At 47.1% G+C, this 25038-nt stretch carries 21 protein-coding genes and 2 pseudogenes; 6 read left to right on the plus strand and 17 right to left on the minus strand.

The annotated features are described in order from the left end of the window. The 6 genes and pseudogenes from ACLTD4_RS16875 to ACLTD4_RS16900 form a co-directional block, all read right to left on the minus strand. Positions 1–409: pseudogene (locus tag ACLTD4_RS16875) on the minus strand (carbohydrate ABC transporter permease); the annotation flags it as partial. Beyond that, positions 409–1251 (minus strand): carbohydrate ABC transporter permease, encoded by an 843-nt coding sequence (locus tag ACLTD4_RS16880; RefSeq protein WP_002604844.1) that lies wholly within the window; start codon positions 1249–1251, stop codon positions 409–411. The pseudogene ACLTD4_RS16875 and the gene ACLTD4_RS16880, both read right to left, overlap by 1 nt. 143 nt (positions 1252–1394) lie before the next feature. After that, positions 1395–2807 carry an ABC transporter substrate-binding protein gene (locus ACLTD4_RS16885; protein WP_117622065.1) on the minus strand — a complete coding sequence of 471 codons (1413 nt, stop codon included), beginning with the start codon at positions 2805–2807 and terminating at the stop codon, positions 1395–1397. A gap of 590 nt (positions 2808–3397) precedes the next feature. After that, on the minus strand, positions 3398–3922 hold the full coding sequence (locus ACLTD4_RS16890) for a hypothetical protein (protein ID WP_055653360.1): 525 nt from the start codon (positions 3920–3922) through the stop codon (positions 3398–3400). Then, complete coding sequence (locus ACLTD4_RS16895) at positions 3919–4500, minus strand: chromate transporter (RefSeq protein ID WP_055653359.1); 582 nt, start codon at positions 4498–4500, stop codon at positions 3919–3921. The genes ACLTD4_RS16890 and ACLTD4_RS16895 overlap by 4 nt, the downstream gene beginning before the upstream one ends. Continuing rightward, the gene (locus ACLTD4_RS16900) at positions 4497–5066 is read right to left on the minus strand and encodes a chromate transporter (RefSeq protein WP_055653358.1); all 570 of its coding nucleotides are present in this window, start codon (positions 5064–5066) and stop codon (positions 4497–4499) included. Before ACLTD4_RS16900 ends, ACLTD4_RS16895 begins: the two co-directional genes overlap by 4 nt. A 129-nt stretch (positions 5067–5195) precedes the next feature. On the opposite strand from ACLTD4_RS16900, the gene ACLTD4_RS16905 reads away from it, so the two are divergent. The 6 genes from ACLTD4_RS16905 (at position 5196) to ACLTD4_RS16930 (ending at position 12372) form a co-directional block, all read left to right on the plus strand. Next, complete coding sequence (locus tag ACLTD4_RS16905; protein WP_055653357.1) at positions 5196–6092, plus strand: LysR family transcriptional regulator; 897 nt, start codon at positions 5196–5198, stop codon at positions 6090–6092. Between the two features lie 77 nt (positions 6093–6169). After that, positions 6170–6922: an SIMPL domain-containing protein gene (locus ACLTD4_RS16910; protein ID WP_055653356.1), complete on the plus strand. Its 753-nt coding sequence runs from the start codon at positions 6170–6172 to the stop codon at positions 6920–6922. Positions 6923–7380: 458 nt separating this feature from the next. Beyond that, positions 7381–8214, plus strand: coding sequence for a PRD domain-containing protein (locus ACLTD4_RS16915; protein WP_117622064.1), 834 nt, complete (start codon positions 7381–7383; stop codon positions 8212–8214). Between the two features lie 121 nt (positions 8215–8335). Further along, a complete protein-coding gene (locus tag ACLTD4_RS16920; RefSeq protein ID WP_117622063.1) occupies positions 8336–9382 on the plus strand; it encodes a hypothetical protein in 1047 nt (348 codons plus the stop codon). Positions 9383–9504: 122 nt separating this feature from the next. Then, a complete protein-coding gene (locus ACLTD4_RS16925) occupies positions 9505–10911 on the plus strand; it encodes a PTS transporter subunit EIIC (protein ID WP_117622062.1) in 1407 nt (468 codons plus the stop codon). A 21-nt stretch (positions 10912–10932) separates the two neighbouring features. Next, on the plus strand, positions 10933–12372 hold the full coding sequence (locus tag ACLTD4_RS16930) for a glycoside hydrolase family 1 protein (RefSeq protein WP_117622061.1): 1440 nt from the start codon (positions 10933–10935) through the stop codon (positions 12370–12372). 184 nt (positions 12373–12556) lie between these two features. Here the strand turns inward: ACLTD4_RS16930 and ACLTD4_RS16935 are convergent, their stop codons facing one another. From ACLTD4_RS16935 to ACLTD4_RS16985, 11 genes and pseudogenes are all read right to left on the minus strand, one after another. Continuing rightward, positions 12557–13840 carry a glycoside hydrolase family 125 protein gene (locus ACLTD4_RS16935; RefSeq protein ID WP_117622060.1) on the minus strand — a complete coding sequence of 428 codons (1284 nt, stop codon included), beginning with the start codon at positions 13838–13840 and terminating at the stop codon, positions 12557–12559. After that, the gene (locus tag ACLTD4_RS16940; protein ID WP_117622059.1) at positions 13834–15969 is read right to left on the minus strand and encodes a glycoside hydrolase family 3 C-terminal domain-containing protein; all 2136 of its coding nucleotides are present in this window, start codon (positions 15967–15969) and stop codon (positions 13834–13836) included. The genes ACLTD4_RS16935 and ACLTD4_RS16940 overlap by 7 nt, the downstream gene beginning before the upstream one ends. Positions 15970–15985: 16 nt before the next feature. Next, positions 15986–16450 carry a RidA family protein gene (locus ACLTD4_RS16945; RefSeq protein ID WP_055653349.1) on the minus strand — a complete coding sequence of 155 codons (465 nt, stop codon included), beginning with the start codon at positions 16448–16450 and terminating at the stop codon, positions 15986–15988. Between the two features lie 35 nt (positions 16451–16485). Next, entirely contained in the window at positions 16486–18081 is a 1596-nt protein-coding gene (locus tag ACLTD4_RS16950; protein ID WP_117622058.1) for an N-acyl-D-amino-acid deacylase family protein, read from the minus strand. After that, positions 18078–19193: an alanine racemase gene (locus tag ACLTD4_RS16955; RefSeq protein ID WP_117622057.1), complete on the minus strand. Its 1116-nt coding sequence runs from the start codon at positions 19191–19193 to the stop codon at positions 18078–18080. Before ACLTD4_RS16955 ends, ACLTD4_RS16950 begins: the two co-directional genes overlap by 4 nt. Positions 19194–19208: 15 nt before the next feature. Beyond that, positions 19209–21248 (minus strand): beta-mannosidase, encoded by a 2040-nt coding sequence (locus tag ACLTD4_RS16960; RefSeq protein WP_412331436.1) that lies wholly within the window; start codon positions 21246–21248, stop codon positions 19209–19211. Beyond that, positions 21222–21503 (minus strand): annotated as a pseudogene (locus ACLTD4_RS16965) (glycosyl hydrolase 2 galactose-binding domain-containing protein); the annotation flags it as partial. The pseudogene ACLTD4_RS16965 and the gene ACLTD4_RS16960, both read right to left, overlap by 27 nt. Beyond that, entirely contained in the window at positions 21416–21670 is a 255-nt protein-coding gene (locus ACLTD4_RS16970; protein WP_412331434.1) for a hypothetical protein, read from the minus strand. The pseudogene ACLTD4_RS16965 and the gene ACLTD4_RS16970, both read right to left, overlap by 88 nt. 12 nt (positions 21671–21682) lie before the next feature. Next, a complete protein-coding gene (locus ACLTD4_RS16975; protein ID WP_055653345.1) occupies positions 21683–22528 on the minus strand; it encodes a carbohydrate ABC transporter permease in 846 nt (281 codons plus the stop codon). 2 nt (positions 22529–22530) lie between these two features. Next, positions 22531–23475, minus strand: a complete 945-nt coding sequence (locus ACLTD4_RS16980; RefSeq protein ID WP_055653344.1) for a carbohydrate ABC transporter permease — start codon at positions 23473–23475, stop codon at positions 22531–22533. A 152-nt stretch (positions 23476–23627) separates the two neighbouring features. Continuing rightward, entirely contained in the window at positions 23628–24989 is a 1362-nt protein-coding gene (locus ACLTD4_RS16985) for an ABC transporter substrate-binding protein (protein WP_055653343.1), read from the minus strand. Positions 24990–25038 lie beyond the last annotated feature (49 nt).

The following is a 25038-nucleotide window of genomic DNA, read 5'->3' on the forward strand; positions in this document are numbered from 1 at the left end:
ACTTTACCATCTGGAAAGGCACGATCTTGGCAAACTCTAATACATAATAGAGAATACTGTTAAATTTCGATTTTACTCTCGTAATGTACCACGCGGTCATGGAGGTGAACAGCACAATTACCGCCACGGAACACACCGTAATAAACAGAGACCGTCCGAACGCCGGGAAAAATCCGGTCTTCCTTACGCCTTCAAAATAGTTTGTAAGGCCCACATACGTTCCCACTTTGGGAAACTGGAACGGCGCATCGCTGATGTAGAGCTTGCTCTTAAAGGAGTTCACCAGTACCAGGAAAATGGGAAACAGAAATGCGAGTGAAAGTACGCCGAAGAACGCCGTCATCACAGCGCCAGTCGATTTGCTGACTTCCATCTGCTGATTTTCCACTGTTTTAGCTTTCCCGCTCATCAGTTTTCCACCTCCTTACGTCTTGTCAGATACAGCTGTGTCAGAGAGATAATCGCCACCATCAGGAAGAAGACAACCGCCTTCGCCTGACCGACGCCTTCCCAGCCGACTCTGCCGTAAAACGTGCTGTAGATATCCAGTGCCAGCATACTGGTCTGTCTGCCCGGTCCTCCCGCAGTAAGAGCCAGGTTCTGGTCAAACAGCTTAAAGGAATTGGTCAGGGTTAAGAAGAGACAGATCGTAAGAGATGGCATAACCATCGGGATAATAATACGCCGCAGCGTCTGTGTCTTCGTAGCTCCGTCAATCTTGGCCGCTTCGATCAGGTCCGGAGAAACGTTCTGAAGGCCAGCGATATAGATGATCATCATATATCCGATGAGCTGCCAGTTCATCAGGATAACAAGACCCCAGAAGCCGTATTTCGCATCGAAGGACAGCGTAACACCGAACTTCGCCAAAATGCCGTTTAATAACAGCTGCCAGATATAGCCCAGAACGATACCGCCGATTAAGTTAGGCATGAAGAACACGGTTCTGAATAAATTCGTCCCCTTGATTCCTCTTGTCAGAGCATACGCCATCAAAAATCCAAACACATTAATGGTAACAACGGACACTATGGTAAATTTCACAGTGAATACCAATGCGTTTAAAAAGTTCTGGTCCAGAAATATCTTTTTATAGTTGCTAATGCCTACCCACGTCGCATCCTTTACCGTGGTAAATTCCGTAAATGAAAGATAAATACCCATGATAAACGGATACAGGAATGCAATGATAAATGCAATCAGCGTCGGCAGCACAAAAATCGGAAAATACCGTTTGATGGATTTTTGCATGGCGCACCCTCCTTGAACATTCATACTGATTCTTAGCTATTGACGATCACCCGCACGCTTCGCGCACGAGTCACCGTGATAAGTAAAGAAATGGGTGAGGAAGTTCCCTTACGCTCACCCATCTCATGTCTGTTGCCTTAGTCTTATTTGGTCATCGCTTTTTCATTAGCCCAGTCGACCTTCATGTCGTCCACAACGGCCTGCCATTCTTTTCCGCCCTGAGCGTACTGTAACAGGGATGCGCCAAAGTTATCCTTAAAGGTCTGGCTCGGGAATGATGTGAAGTTCCAGGATACGGAGTATAAATCGGTATTGCTCATGTATCTGTCAACTTCTTTTGCCAGCGGGTCGGTTGGCTTCTCGTCTGCTGTGAATGTATCAAACGGAGCGATAAAGCCTAACTTGTTTGTCACATAGTCTTTTCCTGTATCAGAGCTGAAGAGCCATGTTAAGAAGTCAAGAGATGCCTGCTGATCTTCTTCCTTGGCCTGGCTGTTGATGGAGAAGAAGTTCTCTGTACCGATACATAAGCCCTGTTTCTCTTCGCCTGCTACGCCTGTATAGATCGGAAGGAACTTAACATCTTCTTCCTTCACGGTATTACCTTCTACGCCTGCTACCTGGCTCCATCCCCAGTTACCGTTCTGAACCATGGCAACCTTGCCCAGTGCGAACTCAGCCATGGAGTCCTCTACGGTCTTGGCGCCTACCATCTTCGGATCTGTGCAGGAATTATTTAAATATAAGTCGAAAATGTTCTTGAAATTATCGGAATACTTGAAGTCGATCGCATCTTTATCGCTTACATTGTCATCTTTGTATTCGTAATAAATCGGAAGGTTTGCAAGGTGGGTCTGCCATCTCCAGTCTTCACCAGGTGCAAAGGATGTGGAAGCGAATACGCCTTCAATGCCCAGATCAGCCTTTCTTGCCTGCATATCCTCGGCAACTGCCTTCAATGTATCGAAATTCTTGATTTCGTCCATGGATTTTGCTTTTGCACCGTCCAGTGCGAAATACTTCTGCATAACCGCATCGTTATAAATAATGCCGTAGCCTTCTACTACATACGGGATACCGTATACGCCGTCGCCGTCTGTCACTGCCATGCTCTTATCAACCAGATGGCTGTAAATATCCGAATCCTTTAAATCACGGCAGTACTTAGCCCATGACTTATATCCGATCGGTCCATTGATCTGGAACAGTGTCGGCGGTTCTTTCTTTGCTACTTCGGATTTTAATGTCTGCTCATACGTTCCGGCTGCTGCTGTCTGAACCTTCATCGGTACTCCGGTCTCAGCCGTGTACTTCTCAGCCAGCTCTACCCATACATCCGCAACCTCAGGCTTAAAGTTTAAGTAATAGATCTGTCCCTTCGCATCGGATGCTGCTGCAGTAGTGTCCTCCGCCTTTGCCGCCTCGGTGGTCTCGCCAGCCGGAGCCGCTGTGGTCTCTGCCGGTTTCGTCTCCGCCGGTTTGGAAGAGCATCCAGCCAGTGTTCCAGCCGCCATAGCGGCTGCCAGTGAAAGTGCTGCCAGTTTTCTTAGTTTCATAATATATATCCTCCTTCCGTATCTGCGTTCTCTGCCGCAGGTACTTACCATATTATGTGTTGCGTTACGTTTGGAACTGTTACCGGGAACCTTCTCGGTAACGGTATCGGTAACGTTTCCAATAACCTTGGTTTCACTATAGCACAGTGTACGAGGAGATGCAAGAGTTTTTTTAATTCCCTTTCTATTTTTGTCACTATACCACAATAATATTTTATAATTTTATGCACATGTCACAATTATTATTCCTTTTATTTAAAAACGCAGAGGAGATTGTTGGTAAAAGCGTCGAATTGTATGATTAGGGAGACGTTGAGAAAAAGCTTGAAGTTAAGAGTTGTTTCATGTTCCATTTCTGTCGAGGCCGGTGTGGCTTGTTCCTGTGCAGGTTAATGGTCAGACACAGCACAAGCACCGGCAGCCAGACTGGGGGAGGCGCGTTCTGAATAGGAAAAATCTGCCGTAGGGAAGAAACTCACTTCACAGGGAGCAAAAGCTCCCCCAAAGAGCCACAACTCTTCGGAGGAGCTTTTTTAATGAAACCATACCACTGCTTCATCTCGTTTTTTTAATAAACACGAATCCCGATTCTACACCACGTCAATATCATCATCATGATACATATATTCCGCCACCACAAAGACCACAGCCGCTTCGTATACATCAAGTGTTTTCTCCCATTCCACCTCATGTCCTGTCAAGGAGGCGATCTGGGTAATGCGCCCGATCCGTCCGTTCTGATCTTCCAGAACTATTTCCCGTTTCCGGTTCTGCCGTACCATCACATCAACTGCCGCCAGGGGAATCACCGCCTTCACGGCCAGCGGCGCACGAAACAGAACCGCTGCTCCATATCCCTTACCGCTTCCGCTGTTCTCCGCCCTCTCCTCATATTGAAAAGAGATTGGAACTTCCTGTTTTATCTGCGGCTTTGTCCTGTTTTCTATGAGACAGCCGCCCTTTTCCTTTCTTACACGGTAAAGGACATTGCCGTCTGTCCCACATATTTCACGGGCAGGGCCGTTCTTGGGCCATCCCTCTATGGTTCCTGCCATACTTCCATCTTCTCCGTAAATTCTGGAATTTCCCACACATTCTTTAATCCTGATTTTCATCCTACCATACCTCCTGCTGCTGTAATAACGGTCTGACAGACACCTGCCAGTACCATGACATAAATGGGATTGATATCAAACCGGCGAAGCACAAACAGTGCCGCCGCAAAGATCAGTACCGCGTCCACCTTCAGTCCGGATATAACCGCCGGAAGAGAAAATCCGGCCTCCCCCCAGAAAGAGGTGATAATGATGCTCATTCCTGCAGTCGCAATCATTGCCACCACAGCCGGCCTTAAGGTATTCAGAATCCCCTGAAGCATTGTGAGTTTCTTATACTTCGTATAGACGTATGCCAGAGCCGACACCAGAATACAGGACGGCAGAATGCACCCGGCGGTTGCTATAACCGCTCCCGGAAGTCCGGCAATACGAAGCCCCACAAAGGTAGCAGAATTGACTGCAATCGGTCCCGGTGTCATCTGGGAGATTGTAACCAGATCATTAAATTCCCCCGCCGTCAGCCAGTGGTGCAGCGTAACCACCTGATTCTGAATCAGCGGCATTGCCGCGTAGCCTCCGCCAAAACTGAATGCTCCAATCTGCAAAAAGCTTAAAAACAACTGAATGTAACTCATTGTACCGCCCCCTTCTTCATCGCTCTCCAGGTTCTGACCGCTCCAAATACGATGCAGCCGATTACTACATATACCACATTGATGTTCAGGAAAAACGTAAGAATGAAGGCCGCTACCATAATTAGTACGGACACCCTGTTTTTTTCCACCAGAATTCCATGTCCCATCTCGATTACCACGGCGATAATGACTGCCGCGACACCTGCCTGCATTCCCGTCAGCATGGAATGGACCCAGACGTTATCGCGGAATGCGATATAAAACATCGAGACCAGGGACAGGATCACGAACGGTGGAAGAATCGTTCCCAGTATGGACACCAGCATCCCTGGTATGCCTGCCAGCTTATAGCCGACTACGATGGAACCGTTGACCGCGATGGCTCCAGGTGCGGACTGTGCAATAGCAATCAGATCCAGCATTTCCTTTTCGTCAATCCAGTGATATTCATCGGCAAATTTCTTTTTCATCAGAGTCACGATAACGTAGCCGCCTCCAAAAGTAAAAGTTCCAAGCGATATCATGGATATAAACAGCTTTAATAAAATTCCTTTTTCTCGTTTCATATTTTGCTTCCCTCCTCTTACCAACAGTATATTTCCACTTGATTAATAAGTAAAATAGTATTATTATATCAGATATATAATGTTTATCTTATGAATTGCAAATTTGCCAGATCGAAAGGAGGTATTTTTATGACACTCCGCCATATGAAAATCTTTGTATCAGTCTATCAGAACAATGGAATTACCAGGGCTTCCGAAGAACTCCACCTGGCCCAGCCATCCGTCAGCCTGGCTATCCGGGAGCTGGAGGATTACTACGGAATCCGCCTGTTTGACCGGATCTCACGAAGGCTCTACGTCACAGAACAGGGAAGGATGTTCTACGATTACGCGCTCCACATCGTCTCTCTGTTCGATGAGATGGAGCTGGGAATCCGTAACTGGGAACACATGGGTACGCTTCGCATCGGTTCCAGCATCACCATTGGCAACTTCCTTCTCCCCGGCCTCGTAAAGAAGTTTACGACCACACACCCGGAGATGAATGTAAATGTATCGGTTCATAACTCTTCTTATATTGAGGACTGTATTTTGAACAACAGGATCGATTTTGCACTGATCGAAGGAATTCCGGAATCTCCTCAAATTGTAAGGGACCCCTTCATGAACGACCGTCTCTGCCTGATCTGCGGCAAAGCTCATCCTCTTGCATCGAGAGACGCGGTTCCATTGGCGGAACTGGAGCAGCACAATTTTATCTTAAGAGAGCCGGGAAGCGGAGGACGCGAGATATTGGAGAGTCTCTTAACCGGCTTTCAGATTCATTTGAATGCCGTCTGGGAGAGCGTCAGCACGCAGGCCATTGTCAAGGCGGTGGCCGAGGGGCTTGGCATCTCCATTCTCCCCTATCTCCTGGTCGCCGATGACATCAGAAACGGTGTTATCCTGGAAAAAAAGGTGGAAGGTATCTCACTCTCCCGTAAATTTTCTATCATTTACCACAAACATAAGTATTTAACGCCGTCTGCCAGGGAGTTCATCCGGTTGTGCCACACCGACGAAATAATTCAAGAATTCGACCTGTAATGTTAAGAGAAAAGAAATAGTAAACTCTTGAATTTAGTGTAAAATGAAGGTACGACAGAATTAGGAGGAGATTTATTATGAGAAAACATTTCACACAGACAGCAGTTATTCTGGCCGCGGTTTCGGCCATAGGCCTTACGGCCTGCACACAGGGCAGCGCTTCCGCTCCCATTCCAGACACAATTAAAGTAGAAAATGTAAAAGATAATGTAATCACCGTACAGAGTACGGAGGAGGTAAAGGTCGTCCCCGACATGGCGGAGCTGGTCTTCTCAGTGACCACTCAGGCGGCAGACGCGAAGGCGTGCCAGGAACAGAACAGCAAAGATTTGGATCATGTAATCAGCTTTTTAAAGGGTACCGGCATTGCGGAAACTTCGATTCAGACCTCCAACTATGGGCTTGATCCGATTTACGACTGGAATTCAGGCAGAACGATCACAGGTTACGAGATGAATACCACCATTACCGTGTCCGATATTCCGATCGATCAGGCAGGAACCCTGATATCTTCCAGCGTCGAAGCCGGAATTAACAGCATCAGCCAGGTCACCTACCTTTCCAGCAAGTATGACGAGACGTACCAGCAGGCGCTTAAGAACGCCATCGCCTCTGCCAAAGTCAAGGCAGAAGCCATCGCGGAAGCGGGCGGCTGCACACTGGGGCCGGTCGTCCATGTGGAAGAATATAACGACAACCAGATCGCCCGCTACTCCACCTATAAGAATGCAGCCACTGAAGATATGGCCGCAGGCGCGGCATCCATGAGCGTCGAACCGGGACAGTTAAGCGTCGAAGCGCGTGTGACGGTGGAGTTTGAAATTCAGTAAGACTTAGGCTTAGAAATATTTTTGTACAATTATCATAAAAACAATTGACAATAAAACCAACTTCTGGTATAAAGTAATTAATGAATAGCATGTAACTCTCGCGGAGGCATAACCTATCGGTTATTTCCCGCGAGTTTTTTTATTGATAAAGAGGTTTGCTATATTTGTTACAAAAAATGGTAAGAAAATGATTTTCCCAAATCACAGCAGGCTTTTAAGTATTAAAACATCGATAATATAATTACAATAATTTATCCAATAAACATAACTTTGGAAAAAAAACAGATAACAGACCGAAAATTTAGTTCACTTTAGAACCTGCGATTCGGTATGAATGCAAACGAGAAAACGCTGAAGGAATTGAACCACCCGTAATGGTTATACTTATAAAAGAAAAAGCAGAAAAGAACATATTAAAGCGACTGTTAAACCAGAGATATTATTGTTAGAGGATAGTTATGAAAATCATAAAAAGCATTAATAACAATTTTGCTGTAGCGGAGGACAGCGCCGGGAATCAATGTATCGTCTCAGGGAAAGGAATAGGCTTTGGTACTGTTCCCAGAGAGGTTACTGACTTAGGTGTGATTAACCGCACATATTATGATGTAGATTCAGCTTATATAGCAATGATCAATGACTTTCCAGAGGAAATTATTGATGTTTCATCAAAAATCATTGATTATACGAGACTTGTAATTGATAATTCCATTAGTTCCAATATTGTCTTTACATTGGCGGATCACATAAATTTTTGTATACAGCGTTATCAGAAACATATGAATATAAAGCTTCCAATTACGAATGATATTGAATTCTTTTTCGAAAAGGAAATGAAAATTGGAAAGTATGGGCTAAAGCTGATTAAGAAACAGTTACATGTCTATCTCCCTAAAGAAGAAGCCGCTTACATTGCACTACACATTATTAACGCCGAAGAAAACTTCAAAAGTAAGGAAGAAATCAATGATGACGAGATTATCGAAAAAATAACTGAACTCATTGAAGAAGAGTATCAATTGAGGATCAATAAAGAAAATTTCAATTACTCCCGGTTTGTTTCACATATGCATTACCTTTTAAAACGTGGGAAATGCAAAGAACTTCTTTCTACTGATAATAGAAAATTGTACCATATTTTAAAGGAAGACCAACCTCTTACCTATGTCTGTACGGAAAAAGTAAGCAAATACTTTGTAAATGAAACAGGCATCCAACTTACCGATGAGGAAAAACTATATCTAATGCTGCACATTAATCGTCTGTGTACCAGAGAGGACTGTAACCAATAGGGCAGAAACCTCATGCACAAAACAGATCGCTGTTTTGTACGTGGGGTTTTATTTATAATAATTTTAACAATACTAACGCGCGAAGTGTTGTAAATATAAAACTTAAGAAAGGAACAGGAACATGGCTGCAGAATACTTTAAGTTAAAAAAATTCAGTGAAATTGGTACATCACCTGATTTTCCAAGAGAATTAGATCCAGATAGATTAGATGAGGGAGCAAAGCTAATTATGTTGGATCCATATGGATTTTTATTCCCTTATGGGGATACGAGCCAAAAACCGCCGGTATATTTTCACCATGCCTACATAAATAAAATCAGGTTCAACGGAATAACAGAATTGGGAGATGATTACCTGTCACATCAAAAATCAGGAAAACATCACGATGAGATGGCACAGCCCACTACCCCTGTGACTAAGCAATATGTTAGATTTGAAGATACTCCCTGCGGTGGCTATGTACAGCAGACAGATTTTCCCTATTCGGAAATACGATATTACGATGATGGAACCCTTACAGTAAAAGAAGCAGATTTTCTCGATTTAACTTTTAAGCCTTTCAAATACGCTAACGTGGACTATGGAAACATGTTTAAGGGGCGTTTTCAGGTTCAGCAGCCCTGTATGCTAACAGGTTTTTATGAGAACCGGCCTGTAATGGGCTTAGGCAGCTACGACCGAATTTATGCCCCCTCTACTGTCGTCGACGATGTAATGGCCGGATCTGCATATATTTATGTCGTTGGACACGGAATCAGAGAAGACGGTAGAGAAGAAGCTTACATGATTACAAAAGGCCTATATGACGATAAATCTAATGGTATCAACAATGGTTACTACTGGATTGAGGGGGAGGAACCTATTATCGTCAGTAATGCAGAAATTGAGGCAGACTGGGTACACCTTCCCTATGTAGATGACGGTACTGTTGTCTATAAAGATGCTATTTTTCATATAGGGCCAAAGGAAATTCATTTCTGTGGTAAATGGGGAACGAAAGGTTTTACAAAAGAACCGCGTATTGAAAGGCATGGCCAGTCTCAAATATACGGAAGCTGGTATGAAGGAAAGATGCCATATGAGCATAAGTTATTTTTTGCCTGGGGCGAACATACAGGTGCCTACGATCATGTGATTAAAGCTTATGGATTCCATGTAATTGATTAATTTAATGATGATATTTATCAGTGTAAGTAAGAGGTCTGTAACCAATCGGGCGGAAACCTCATACACAAAGCAGATCGCTGTTTTGTGTGTGAGGTTTCATATATTTGGGAAGGGGATTACATATGAACCATGTAGAATTTTCTAAAGAAATCCTGATACTTGTAGGCGGTGAAAAAAATGTCTCTAATTTCACGCATTGTATTACAAGACTAAGGTTTAATGTAAAGGATAAAAGTATTGTTAAAGCAGAAGATATCAATAAAATAAAGGGAGTAATGGGAAGTCAGTGGCAGGGGGAACAATTCCAGGTTATCGTTGGGGCCGAAAGTGATAAACTATATTCTACTTTATGTAAGATTGGAAATTTTGAAAATAGCGCAAAAATAAATACAAATTTAGACCAGGATTTAGAAAAAAGAGGAAAATGGAATTGGAAAAGTCTGGGCTATAAGGCGCTGAATTACCTAAGTCCAATGATGACATCTGTTATCCCTCTGATGGTAGCAGGCAGTCTATGTAAAGTCATCGCATATTTGCTCGGACCGGACTTCTTAAAAGTAATAGCAGCGGATAATGGACTATATGTTATGCTCAATCTGATGTATGATGCTTTCTTCTATTTCCTTCCGGTATTTCTGGGGTATGTTGCAGGCAAGGTACTTAACTACAATCCAATATACGGTATTTATCTGGGTACTCTGATAATCGTTCCCGGATTTATCAACTTGGTGGGTGTTCAGAATAGTTTAGATGTACTGGGTATGTCTTTCCCTATAATCAGTTACTCCAACTCATTCCTGCCGGTACTCTTGGGAGGATTAGTATGTAAATATATTCTCGGGTTCCTGGAAGACCATATTCCTTCATCTGCCAAGGCATTACTAATACCATTATTGACAGTACTGATTATGGCTCCTGTCATGTTAGGTATCTGTGCCCCTTTGGGTACTTATATTGGCAATTACCTGGGAAATTTCTTCATGTATCTGTCTTCTGCTAATTCATTTTCGAGAATTATCGGAGCTACTCTTATTACAATTGCCTGGCCATTCATTATTCTTCTGGGTATGCACGGCGGTTTATCGGCATTTGCCATGAGCATGATGAATGACTATGGTTATGATCCATTCCTTTTTAATACGGCCTATGTTGCTAATGTAGCCGTATTTGGTATCGCTTTAGGCGTGGCGTTGAAATTAAAAAGCAAAGAAAATAAGAGTCTAACTCTTAATTATTTTTTTACATGTATTTTAGGCGGCGTTACGGAGCCAATCCTATATGGAGTATTAATCAAGTATAAAAAATCTATTTTAGGTCTGATCTCTTCCTGTGCGATAGGCGGCTTCCTGTGTGGTATCTTTGTTCCCAAACTATATGTTTATACCTCTACTTCTGTGCTCGGAATCTGGGCCTGTTGGATGAATCAGGAGGATCCTCGCAATGCAGTCATTGGAAATGCAATTTTACTAATTACTTTCATAGTATCAGTTGCCGTTACCTACTTGATGAAATATAACGAGGATGCATAAAAAATCAGGAGTGAATATATCATGACATTTAAAAATGAATTTTTATGGGGCGGTGCAACTGCTGCCAACCAGTATGAAGGCGCATGGAATATCGGTGGCAAAGGAGCTTCTATTTCAGATCACTGCACCTGTGGATCACAGTCAAGTCCCAAACGAATTACACCCGTGTTGGAAAAAGGAACATTGTATCCAAGCTGGGAAGCCACTGATTTTTATCACCATTTTAAAGAAGATATCGCTTTAGCGAAAGAAATGGGATTCCGCGTTTTTCGTATGTCCATTAACTGGTCACGCATTTATCCTACAGGCCTTGAAACAGTGCCTAATGAGGAAGGATTAAAATTTTATGATAATGTTTTTCATGAGTTAAATAATGCAGGCATCGAGCCACTGGTAACCATCTCTCATTATGAGATTCCATACGCATTGGTCGAAAAATATAACGGCTGGTATTCCAGAGAAGTCATTGACTGCTATATCAGATATTGTAAAACAATATTTGCACGATATCAGGACAAAGTTAAATATTGGCTGACCTTCAATGAAATAAACTCTGGTACACTGCCGCTGGGAGCCGTGTTATCATTAGGAACAGTCAAAGGCTATTGCGGTCCGATTGCTGACGTTCCGGATGAAAAACAAATTCGCTATCAGGGACTCCATCATCAATTTGTCGCAAGCGCTAAAGCTGTTAAGATCGCTCATGACAAATATCCTCATTTCAAGATTGGCAATATGAGCATTTTTGCCGCAAAATATCCCAATACCTGTAATCCAGATGATGTCTTGTTATGTCAGAAGCGAATGAGAGATATGAACTGGTTTTGCTCGGACATTCAGGTTCGGGGTTATTATCCATGTTATGCCAAACGCTTCTTTGAAGAAAATAATATTCAAATTGTAAAAGATAGCGGAGATGATAAAATTTTGAGGGATGGTAAAGTTGATTTCTATACCTTCAGCTACTATATGAGTGCTTGTGAATCCGCAGACCCTGCTATAGTTGAACAGGCAGGCGGCAATATAATAGGTGGTATCAGAAATCCATACTTAAAATCAAGCGACTGGGGATGGCAGATAGACTCGAAAGGATTACGCTATTCATTGAATGAAATTTATGATCGATACCAAATACCATTGATGGTAGTCGAAAACGGATTAGGCGCTTTTGATCGGCTGGAAGAAGACGGATCAATCCATGATACCTACAGAATAGACTATTTACGACAGCATATCAGACAGATGGCAGAAGCAGTAAAAGATGGTGTGGATCTGATGGGGTATACCCCCTGGGGATGGATTGATGTTGTCTCCGCATCAACAGGTGAAATGGCTAAGCGTTATGGATTCGTATACGTAAAAAAATATGATGATGGCGCTGGTGATCTAGACCGATTAAAAAAAGACTCCTTTTTCTGGTATAAAAATGTAATAGAATCCAACGGCGAGAACTTAGATTAATCAGTGTGCATACGTTCCTTCTCTCATTTTTAATTATAAGCAGGAGTTATCGATTACTCCAATAAATAAAAACAGGCTTGTCCGCCTGGAAGACTTCTTTCAGTCAACCAGACAGGCAAGCCTGTTTCTTCTATACCAATCTCTGTTATTTATATTTATATCTTTTCCTGCCTCAAATCCCCTTTTATCTCATAACCTTCTTCATAACCTTCTTCATCAGCATCTCACTGAACAGCGAATTCACCCATGCAAACCAGGGCCTTGTATAAATCATCTCATCGTCCTTATGAATGCTCTCATGAATATATCCCGTGCCCGCATCATTCTCCACCAGCATATGAATCAAGCGGTCAATTTCTGCGTTGTCATCCGTTGTAAGGGCCTGAATAATCAGAGCCATCGGCCATACGTGACCTGGTTTCGTGTGGGGGCTTCCAATTCCGGTGAGCCTGGTTCCTTCAAAGTAGTACGGATTTTCACTGCTGAGTGCCAGTCTCCTGGTATTCTGATATACCGGATCGGATGCATCACAGTATCCAAAATACGGCATAGACAAAAGCCCCGGGATTCCTGCATCATCCATTAAAAGTGTATTTCCCAATCCGTCCGCCTCGTAAGCGTAGACACGCCCATATTTTCCGTGCTCCACGACTCCGTACCGCTCAATTCCGCCCCGAATCTCCCGGCTAAGAAGCTTTGCCCGGCCGGCCAGTGCATAATCCTGCCATACCGTTTCTGCAATCTCAGACATCTGTTCCAGAGCCACAGCCGCATACATGTTGGATGGAATCAGATATCCATAAGTACAGGCATCATCACTGGGCCGGAATCCGGACCAGGTCATGCCTGTATAGGCAACCGGCGTTCCCAGTCCGGAGCGTTTTAAAGTCTCTGTCTCTTTATCCGTATCCCTTTCAAACCGGTAATGGGATTCTGCCTCATGGTTCTGTTCTGCGGCCCACTGGTCTGTGACCTTCTCACAGGCGCCCTTCAAAGCATGATCCAGATGGTCTGTACGCCCTGTTGTCTTCCACAGTTCAAGGGCCAGCGCAATCGGAAAGCAGAGAGAATCCACCTCGTATTTTCGTTCCCAGGTCCAGTCTGTCTGGCCAGACCGGTCCGGCGCATAGTGACGTCCGTTGGCGGTGACGTTAAATGCATTTGCATAAGGATCTTTATTCATATAATAGACCTGTTTTTGAAGGACCCGTCTGATCAGATCATAGATCTCCTCATGCCGGGCCGCGGCGGGTAAGTAATGATGCACCTGCGCCGCCGAATCTCTCAGCCACATGGCCTCAATATCGCCGGTTATGACAAACAGGCTGCCATCCTCCAGTTCTTTTACCGCCTCGTCGATCGTATTCAAATAGCACCGTTCGAACATGTCCGCAAGCTTACCCTCGGGCAGACGTTTTTTCAGTTCTGCCGCCTCCGCCGCCAATATGGCCTGGTACTGCTCTACCATTTCAAGTCCTCCAACTTTAAGTCCAATTTTAAAGGAGTCTTTCCAGTCAGTTCAACACTGCGGCCGTCCGGCTGGCTCCCTCCACAGGTGACAACCGCCGCACTTCCGTCAAATACAAACTCCCCCTCCTCATTCACCACCATAAACGCTTTGGCAGAAAGGATAAACGCAGCAGCCGCAGACTCCCCGGCTTTCAAATGAATCCGCTTAAAGTCCGCCAGGGATCCCCCAGGCGCCGCCAGTTCCGAATCCGTAATCCGGACGTAAACCTCCGCCACCTCGTCGCATTCAAACATCGAATGGTTCGTAATTTCCACAGAGAGCTTGATCTGTCCCGTTTCGAGCTGCTCCGCCTTCAAATTGCTGTATTCAAAATCGCCGTAGCTCAAGCCATATCCGAACGGATACAACGCCTCATGTTCCATGTAGCGGTATGTCCTGCCCTTCATGCTGTAGTCTGTGAAGTCCGGCAGTTCCTCCGTTGTCCGGTAAAACGTGACCGGCAGTCTGCCCGAAGGCACCGCTTCTCCCATCAACAGCCTTGCCGCCGCCAGACCGCCCATCTGTCCGGGATACCATACATGCAGAATCGCACTGCAGTGTTCATCAGCCTCGTTTATCGCCATGGCACTGCCTGTAGACAGGAGCAGAATCACCGGAGTTCCCGTCTCACAGACCGCCTTTAAGAGTCTCATCTGGGACTCAGGAAGATTTAAATCCACCTTGTCCGCACCGGCATAGCTGTTGTTGGCGTCGCCTTCTTCCCCCTCCAGTGTGCCGTTTAAGCCCAGGCATAAGAATACCACGTCACTCCGCATTGCCATGGAAACAGCCTCTTTGATCCTGTCATCCGCCTCAGCGAGATTTTCCACATTGTCGCGGTAAAGATGAGCACCCTCCGAGCAGAAAATCCTGGTATCTTTCCCCAGTACGGCCCGTATTCCTTCCAGAAGCGTGTATTTCTCCGTTGCTGTGCCGTTGTAATTGCCCTTCAGAATCTCCTCGCTGTCGCTGTTGGGTCCGATTACCGCCACAGTCTTAAGCTTCGCCTTATCGAGAGGGAGAATTCCGTCATTCTTTAAAAGTACCATGGATTCCTCCGCCGCTTTCAGGGACAGACTGTGATGCTCGGCACAGTCATTGACCTCATACGGAATCTCATCGAATTCCGTATGCTGGTCAAACATTCCCAGCCTCATCCTCGTCATCATTAAGTGGGTGACTGCTCTGTCGATATCGTCCTCAGACACCAGCCCCTGGTTATAGGCACTCATCACATGAAGATAGACGGCGCCGCAGTTTAAATCACAGCCGCTCTTAAGCGCCAGAGCCGCCGATTCCTGGGGCGTGTCCGTCAGCCCGTGATGCATATGGAAATCTTTGATCGCCCCGCAGTCCGAAACGTAATAACCGTCGAAGCCCCATTTTTCCCTCAGAATCTCTGTGATCAGATGATGGCTCCCGCAGGCCGCCTCGCCGTTCAAACGGTTGTAGCCTCCCATCACGCCTTCGACTCCGGCCTCCTTCACGCAACGCTCAAACGCCGGAAAATACGTCTCTGCCAGATCCTTTTTACTCACCACACTGTTAAAGGAATGACGTCCCTTTTCCGGTCCCGAATGGGCGGCAAAATGCTTCACGCAGGCAGCCGCCTTAAACCTCTTCCCATTTCCCTGAAGCCCTTTAATGTAGGCTGTTCCCATGCGTCCTGTCAGGCACGGGTCCTCCCCGTACGTCTCATGTCCACGCCCCCATCTCGGATCACGGAAAATATTGATATTGGGAGACCAGAAGGTGATCCCCTTATAGAGTCCCCTGTCCTCGTTCTTCACCGCCTCGTTATATTTTGCCCGCCCCTCGAGAGCGGTCACATCACCGATTTTCTCCAGAAGCGCCTCATCAAACATTGCCGCTAATCCGATGGCCTGCGGAAATACCGTAGCCGCTCCGGCTCTGGCCACTCCGTGCAGCGCCTCGTTCCACCAGTTATAGCTGGGAATCCCCAGACGTTTTACCGCCGGGGCATCGTAACGAAGCTGCGATACCTTTTCCTCCAGCGTCATCTTTGACACCAGATCCCGCACCCTCTCTTCATCTGTCCTGCTCTCATCCAAATATACCGCTTCCATCTCGTACTCCTGTGACCTATTCTTCGATTTCGAAAATAGCCTCTGTCTCCACCGGAATATTCCCCGGCAGCACGTTCATGCCTACTGCAGATCTGGTAGGCGCTCCCGCTTCCTCGCCAAATAAATCCACCAGAAGCTGGGAACCGCCGTTTGCAACGTATGGCTGCTCATAAAAATCATCATCGCTTGCCACATAAACCAGGATCTTCACAACCTGTTTTACCTTGTTTAAATCACCGATGCGGTCCTGTAAAACAGCCAGAACATTTAACATGGAATTCCTGGAGAATACGTACGCCTCTTCCTTTGTAAATTCCCTGCCAACCTTGCCAGCCACCTGACCGTCGATTACCGGGCCGCAGCCGGAGATATAAACGAGATTGCCTGCAAACATTCTGGAGGATGAGTAAACGCCTCCTTTTGCAGGTGCCTTCGGCAGTTCCAGACCTAATTCTTTTAACTTTGCATATACATCACTCATGATTCATTCCCTCATTCTTCTGATTTTTCGTTATACTATAATTTTATAACACTGCCGCAGTTTCTTTTCAATATCCTATCGTCTGAAACGGCAACCGTTCCATCAACCATAATCATCTGAAATCCGCTGCACAGCTGTTTTGGATTTTCGTAAACCGCGTAATCCCTTACCTTTGCAGGGTCAAACACGTTAATATCCGCATGGTAACCTTCTTTTATCATACCCCGGCCATCGAGGGAAAGCCTCTTCGCAGGCAGAAGCGTCATCTTTTTAACTGCTTCCTCCATTGTCAGAACGCCGCGTTCTCTGACGTATTCCCGGATAATCTTCGGAAAGGAACCGTAAAGTCTGGGATGCGGGCAGTCGCTCACGCCGTACAGGGAATCCGAGATTACCATGGAGTATGGAAGCCGGGCTACCGTATCCACATCCTCCTGGGACATGGAGAGAACGATAATTCCCACCTTTCCCTGTTCCTCTGCCAGCAGGTCGCTGCAGAAATCAGCCGGCTCTTCATATCCGGCCTGGGATGCGGCTTCCCGGAAATTCTTTCCTGTGAATCTTCGGTTCGCCTCCTTCGTGACGGAGCTAAGCAGAATACGCTCCCAGCCTATGGCAGTCACCATATTGTCCCAGCCTGTATGTTCCCGGTAGATCTCCCGCCTCAGTTCTTCCTTTCCGCTTTTTGTCTTAAGCTTCTTTAAGGTCAGCTCCACGCTGTCTTCCATCACGGAAGGAGGCAGAAGGCTGATCAGCGTGGTGGAACCGCCGCAGTAGGGATAGAAATCCACAGTCACATCCTGGCCGGCCGCTCTGGCCGCGTCAATCAGTTCGATCGCCTGATAGATCTCTTTGCCCCAGTTTTTCACTCCGGTTGCCTTGAAATGGCTGATATTCAAGGGGACCCCGGCTTCCTTCGTGACCTCGATAATCTCCTTCACGGAAGAGACCAGGTTATCCCCCTCGCCTCGAATGTGACAGGACAAAGGGCGTCCGAACGGTGCGGCTGCGCTAATCAGCTCCTGCATTTCAGCCCGGGCGGAATAGCATTCCGGCTGGTACATGATGCCCATGGAAAGGCCCGCGGCTCCAGCCTCAAGCCCTTCACGGATATAGGCTTTTGCCTGATCCATCTCCGGTCTGGTAAACGGACCTTTCCCATATCCCCTGATCGCTGCCTTCAACGTCCCTGTCGCAAGCAAGCTGCCCACATGAAGCGGAAGCTCCCGTTTCCCCAGTTCCTCCAGATAATCGCCAAACCGTTCAATGGCCATATCCTCAGGCGCAATACCGAGACACGGCTCGATAAAATCATAAATATCCCTTCGGTACTTTTTCGGTGCCGGAATCGGCGCCAGACCACAGTTTCCTCCAATGACCGTCGTAAGGCCCTGAGCCATCTCCAGTCTGCCGAATTCAGGATTATACAGGGCATCGATATCACAGTGTCTGTGGGTATCGATAAAGCCCGGCGTCACGACAAGCCCCGACGCGTCGATGACTTCCGCTGCGGCCGCTTCCGCGCTCTCTGTCACCGCCTCGATGAATCCATCCTTTATAAGCACATCTTTCCGGAAAGGCGTACCGCCGCTTCCGTCATAGACCAGCCCATTTTTTATCAGTGTTCTCATACCAGCATCCCTCTCGCAGCCACCACTTCCTGACGCAGCGTCTCCCCGTCATAGAGATAAACTTTATTCTGCATATTGATGGCGGTGCAGACGTGAATCGGAATCAGTTCCACCTTGTCGCCGACCTTCAGTCCGGTGTCTCCCTTTTTACTGGTGATAATTCCGTGTTCCTCATTCATACGGCGAAGCTGAAGATCATCATTTCCGGCAATCAGTGCGTATCCGGGGTAATAGTAGGGAGGCGTATCGAGAAGAATATCCATGGGAAATGTCTTCGTGCCGCCGTCGATCACCGCATACTCCCTGCATGGCGTACTGACCACTGTAGCGTAGATCCGGACAGCAATGTCCTCCGGCTCAGCCGCCCCCTCCTTGCACAGCATGTAATCCTTGAAAATATAGGTGCCCGGGCGAATCTCATCCACCTTTCCCGTCTTCGCAACCTCCACGCCCGTAGGTGTGGAGCCTGCGCTGATCTCGGCAATGGGAACGCCGGCCTTCCTGATCTCTTCCGCTATGGCCTCCATCATATCGCCTTCCTCGGCTCCCGCGATGACCTTATCCTCGGTGGGCTCATCGTGATAAACCAGACTCTTAAAGGTATAAATACCGGTCAGATTCAAATTGGAAAGCTGATGGACTTCCTTCGCCAGCTCGGCGGCCTTTGTCCTCTGGACGCCGGTCCTCTTCGCTCCGGTGTCCACTTCCAGCCGGACCTCCAGGGTAATACCGGCGGCCTTTGCCGCCTCATTAAGCGGCATTGCGCATTCCATGCTGTCTACCGCCAGAATCAGGCGTTTTAAACGCCCGGCCAGTGCGATGGCTCTTTTTATCCGGAAATCACCAACCATGGGGTAAGCGATAAAAATGTCCTCCGCTCCCCCATCTGCCATGACCTCCGCCTCAGAGACCTTTGCACAGGTGATGCCGGCAGCCCCGTGAGCCATCTGCATTCTGGTAAAAAGCGGCATCTTGTGTGTCTTGATATGCGGTCTCAGCCTGCATCCTGCCGCATCTGCTTCCGCCTGCATCCGGATCACATTCTCCTCCGCCCTGGCCATATCGATGACAATGCAGGGTGTCTCCAACTGATCCAGTAATTCTTTCTGCATACGTTCTTCCTCCCTTTAAAAGCTGTCTGCCACGCTCCTGATGTGAAGCGCTGCCGCCACTTCCTCCGCCGTTACCTGGTTCGGGAATTCCTTTTTATCCACAGTTATATCCACGCCCTCTTCCGATGTTATGTCGAAGAAGTTGTCTTCCAATACGACATCATACCCATCCAGGCTCAGTTCCGCATAACTCACATACGTATCAGCGTCTGCGTGAATGCAGAATACATCTGCCTTCTCTGCCACAGAAATCCGGTACTCCGGAGTCTTGAAATCAAAGTATTTCGGCTTCACAAACAGCGTGGTTCCGCGGCTTACTATACAGCCATCCTCGATCAGACTGTATTCCGCCACCGCCCTCTTTTTCATCCCGGCCTCTGCCAGGAAGGGGGCGAAGTCCATGGGAAGCACGTTCTTCACTTCGAAGGCCGCCGCCGTGATTTCCCTTTCCGTCTCAAACAGGGTATGGAAATCCCGGTCGATGAGGCGGACCCTTAATACGGCCTTCCTCTCCTCAAAGGATTCATTATGAATGTAATAGTCAATCTCTGTACTCAGTTCTTCCTTCTCACAGGCAGTAGCCATGAAACGGGCATAGAACCGTTTCGCTCCGTAATGCAGCGCTTTCCAGCGGCCATAGTAATCGATGCTGGCCCAGGAAGCCACCGGCCAGCAGTCATTAAGCTGCCAGTAGATGGAACCCATGCACCGGCCCCAGTTCCTTCTCCAGTGCTCCACGCCGTACTGAATCGCCTTCAGCTGGAGAATCTGGGAAATATAAGCGATGCTCTCCATATCCTTCGGATACTTATAGTAGCCGGAAATATAGGAGAATATCTTGGTATTTGCAAGGCCGTTCTTCTGATGAGATTCCATGACCTCACTGAAGATGTTCTGATCCTCCGGAAGGCTGAAACTATCCAGCGTCTTCTTTCCGGGGAATGACTGGAAGCCAAACTCCGAGCAGAACCGGAAATAAAAATCCCGGTACTCCGTAAACGGTTTGTTTGAATGCCACACTTCCCAGTAATGGTTGTCGCCCCGGTTGAAATCATTGGGATCATCGAATGAACCGCCTGACGATGGAGAAGACAGCCAGTAATACGTCTGGTCATCCACCTGTTTTACCAGACGGGGAAGAAGCATCTCAAAAATCTTCGTGTAATCCGCCTTGTATTTCGGTCTGTGTCCCTCCAGACGGCCCCAGTCACGCCAGCCCCATTCCATCTCGTTGTTGCCGCACCACAGGCCGAGGCATGCATGGTGGCGGATTCGTTTCACATTATCGGCCGTCTCAGCCAGAATATTAGCTTCAAATTCATCGTTTAAATCATAGACATTGCAGGCGAACATTAAGTCCTGCCAGACCAGAATTCCGTACCGGTCACAGGCGTCATATACGTAATCCTCCGGATAGTAACCGCCTCCCCAGATCCGGATACAGTTAAAATTGGCCCTGGCGCAGTCACGGATCAGCCGTTCACTGCGTTCCTCACTCAAATGGCCGAGGAGATTGTCTTCCGGTATATAGTTGGCACCCATGGCAAATATCTTCTGGCCATTGACCACAAAGGCAAACTGGTTCCCCCACTCATCCGCATCGGTGCAGACCGTAACGGTCCTTAAACCAATCGTTCTCTCCCACACATCGAGAACAGAATCCGACATCCTTAACTCCACACGGACCGTGTACAGCGGCTGCGCGCCGTATCCGTTCGGCCACCACAGCTGCGGGGCTTCGATAAGGGCTTCGATGGTTTCATTTATGCCGACCTCTTTTTCCACGGTAAGTACGGTTCCATCCGGTGCTGTGATTTTACATACAAGCATACCGTTTCCAGCCGTGTCACTTTCGCTGAGCTTCCTTACACTGCTTTCAACCGACAGCTTCACCCCGCCGGCTCCGTGTTCCTGACGGATTCTCACATCATCGAGACGGGCGATGGAAAAGCCGGACAGATAGACACTTCTGAAGATTCCGGCATCGGGAAGCTGAGGGCCCCAATCCCATCCAAACATATAATGGGCCTTTCTGAGCGCTCCGTTTCCTTTCATGCAGCCGGTAGAAACATAAAAGATATCTCCCTCCCGGTCCGCCTTTTCGATAAAGGCGGTGGGGGAATGGAATGCAACAGCCAGCCGGTTTACAGCCTTTAACTTTCCCTTTACATCAATTCTCCAGGTGCGGTGCATATCATTTACCGCGAGGAGCAGTTCATCGTTCAAATAAATGTCTGCGATCGTATCAAGTCCCTCGAACACAAGGCACTGTTCTTCTTCCCGGAAAAAGCTTTCCGGCACTTCAAATTCTCTTTCATATTGGTAATCCCTGCGGGAAAGCTCCCTGGTCTCATACTCATTCGTCCGCCATCCATCATATCGGTCAAAACAGTTCCCGGTACAATTCCCTTATGCCATTCCTTCGATTCCATATCGCACCAGTTCCAGGTGCCATTCAGTGTAATTCTATGTTCCATAATCTGCTCCTGCTAGCCCTTGATACCGGACGTTGCAATACCTTCTACGAAGTTCCTCTGGAAGAACAGGAAGAAGATCACGACCGGAATTACGAAAATAGTCGCCGCCGCCATAAGGTGCGTCCAGTCAACCGAGTACTGGTTTAGGAAACCCTGAAGACCTAAGGACAGCGTCAGTTTTTCTGTCTTGTTAATATAAATGAGCGGCGCCAGGTAATCGGACCAGGCATTGATAAACGCATAGATACCGACGGTTGTCAGCGCAGGTCTTGAAAGCGGAAGTGCAATGGCGATGTAGCGTTTGAATTCGCCTGCGCCGTCAATCTTTGCCGCCTCCATTAAGGAGTTGGGAAGACCCGCAAAAAACTGTCTCATAATAATGATGTAGAACGGGCTGCCAAAGAATGTCGGCAGAATCAGCGGTACATATGTATTGGTGAAGCCCAGTCTGGACCAGATCTTATATAACGGGATCATGGTTACCGTATAGGGGATCATCATCGTTCCCATAATCAGAGCGGATATAATGGGAGCGCCTTTCCATTTGATCTTGGCAAGAGAGTAGGCTACCAGAGGGGTAGCTACCATCTGTCCCACTACGGAAAGCAGCGTGATGAAAATGGTATTCATCATATATCTGACATAAGGAATCTTCGCCATGGCCTCCGGGAAATTGTTCCAGATGATCTCTCTCGGGAACAGTCTGACCGGCAGCTGAAAGGCGTCCGCGTTTGTCTTAAGGGCCGTCGTCACCATGATTAAAAACGGTGAAAAGAAGACGATACTCAGCACGATGACAAGTACATACTTCGGAATCGGTTTTAAACGTTTTTTATAATACGCGCTATTGTTTTTCATTCTTATTCACCCCCTACGCCATTCTCGGATACCTTCTTCGTGATCCTGGTCATTACCAGCGTCAGTACAAATACAATGACAAACAACAGCCATGCCATTGCAGAAGCCCGCCCCATCTTCATATAGGAGAAAGCCGTATTAAACAGATACAGAGGATACATTAAGATCGAGTTGGCCGGTCCGCCGCTGGCATTGCTGGCGCCGCCGCCAGAGCTTGCATTAATAATAACATATACCTGTGTAAAATACTGGAATGAGTTGATGATATTCAAAATTCCCTGATAAACCAGAACCGGCGCCACACACGGCATCGTAATCCGGAAAAACTTGTCAAAGGCATTGGCTCCGTCAATCTCGGCAGCTTCATAATAGCTGTTCGGCACATCCTGAAGCGCCGCAAGGCAGATCAGCATGGTCGTACCGGTACACCAGGTACCCATTAATACCAGCGCCCACTTCGTATAGGCCGGATTAACCAGCCAGGACGGCCCGTTGATGCCGATCATCTCCAGGACACGGTTGATATAGCCGTATGTAGGGTCGAACATCCAGATCCATACCATGGTAGCCGCAACCATCGGGATAATGGAAGGCATGAAGAAAATGGTTCTCGCCACACCTCTGCCCTTAAACTTACTATTTAATAAGGAAGCAAGGAGCATTGCAATGAATAAGTTGATGGGAGTGGATACAAAGGCCATGAACAGAGTATTTCTCAGGCTCTTGAAAACCAGCGGGTCCTGGAAAATATACTTGAAGTTCTCAAGGCCGATCCATTCCGGCGGCTTCACCGGGTTAAAGGACGTGAAGCTGTAGTAAAACGAGGTGAGCAGCGGTATCAGGCTGAAACATACGAATCCAATAATCCATGGAAGTGCAAACAGAAATCCATTGATATTGTCCCGCCGTTCTGATTTGCTCATTTTCTTGGCAGTCGGTTTTGACATTGGACTACTCCTTTCTGATGTGTGAGATCGCAAAAACGATCCGGATATCAGTACTTATTCAGCTGTATGGCTGAATAAATACGAATATCACATATGTGCTGCGGCATCATATGTGATATTCTGATTGTCACGGTGACCCGCTGAGTTATCGGTTACTGAAGCATCTTTGCCTGGTCGGCAAGGCCCTTCATGGCCTCCTCCGGCGTCTGCATACCGTTGTAAGCATAGTCAAGATACTCTTCAATTAAGGAAGTATATTTTGCAAGATCTTCAATCTTAGCATACTGAATGCCGTTTTCTGTCTTAAGCGCTTCAATAAACATATCGAAGTTCGGCTGTGCCAGAATATCCGGATCATCATATAATGCAAGCTGTGTCGGCAGGTTTGCCATACCGATTAACAGTTCTTTTGTCGCCTCAGAGTTTGTGAAGTACTTAACGAAATCCCATGCTCCCTCTTTTTCATTCGCTACAACCGGAATGCTTAAGGAGTTGGTCTCATAACGGCTGGTTCCTGCGATCTCCGGATGTGCTTCGGTTCCAGGGATCAGCGCTACGCCGTAGTTCACGTCGGAGTTGAAATTTTTCATCATGGCTGCCATCCAGGTTCCGTCAAAACGGAATAACTGCTTACCGGCGAAGAACATGTCGTTCTCTGTATAACGGTTGGTGTTGGCGGTTGCTACGAATTCCTGAACCTTCTCAATTCCGTACTGGCTTCTGAAGTCGATGTTCATCTTAAGACTGTCGAGGATCGCCGGATCATCCGGTGTTAAGGTTAATCCGTCATCTGACCACCACTTTCCGCCGAATGCGTAGATCAGCTCCTGTCTTGCACTTGCCAGCGGGAATAACGGATAGCCGAGTCTTGTAATGGTTCCCTTATCGTCAACCTCAGTGGCCTTTATCGCCATCTCATACAGTTCTTCCATGGTCTTCGGAGGCTCTGTGTAGCCGATCTCCTCAAGAATGTCCTTATTATAGAACATCTGGATAATCATGGATGCCAGCGGGGCGCCGTATACGGTGCCGTCAAGAGTGTTGGCTTCCAGAGATTGGTTTGAAAATACGCCCGGCAGATCGTAATTATCAGCCGCTGCCAGATCGGAGATGGACTCTACCAGACCGTTGGTGGCGTAGGAAAGAACATCCTGGTTGGATACCTCGATAACGTCAGGCGCCTCATTGCCGGAAATGGAAACGATGATCTTCTGCTTATCGGATACGCTTAAGCCCTCTACAAAGTACTTGTCCTGGCTCTCGTTATAAGCCTTAATCGCATTCTCAAAACAGGCTGCCTCATCACCTGTATGGGAATACCAGAAAACTACTTTCTTTCTGTCACCACTCTCTGCCTTTGTATCCCCCGCTGCCTCTCCGGCTGTTGTCTCTTTTGCGTCTCCGCCTGCAGCCGCAGTGGTGTCAGTTGTGGTGCTCTTTCCGCCTCCGCATGCTGTCAGTGAGGTAATCACCATAGCAGTTGCCAGCAGGCAGGACATAAATCTCTTCTTCATTTAATTCTCCTCCTTTTCTTTGCATAAAAGCAGTTATTAATATTCTTCA

Source organism: Hungatella sp., from assembly GCF_046966825.1.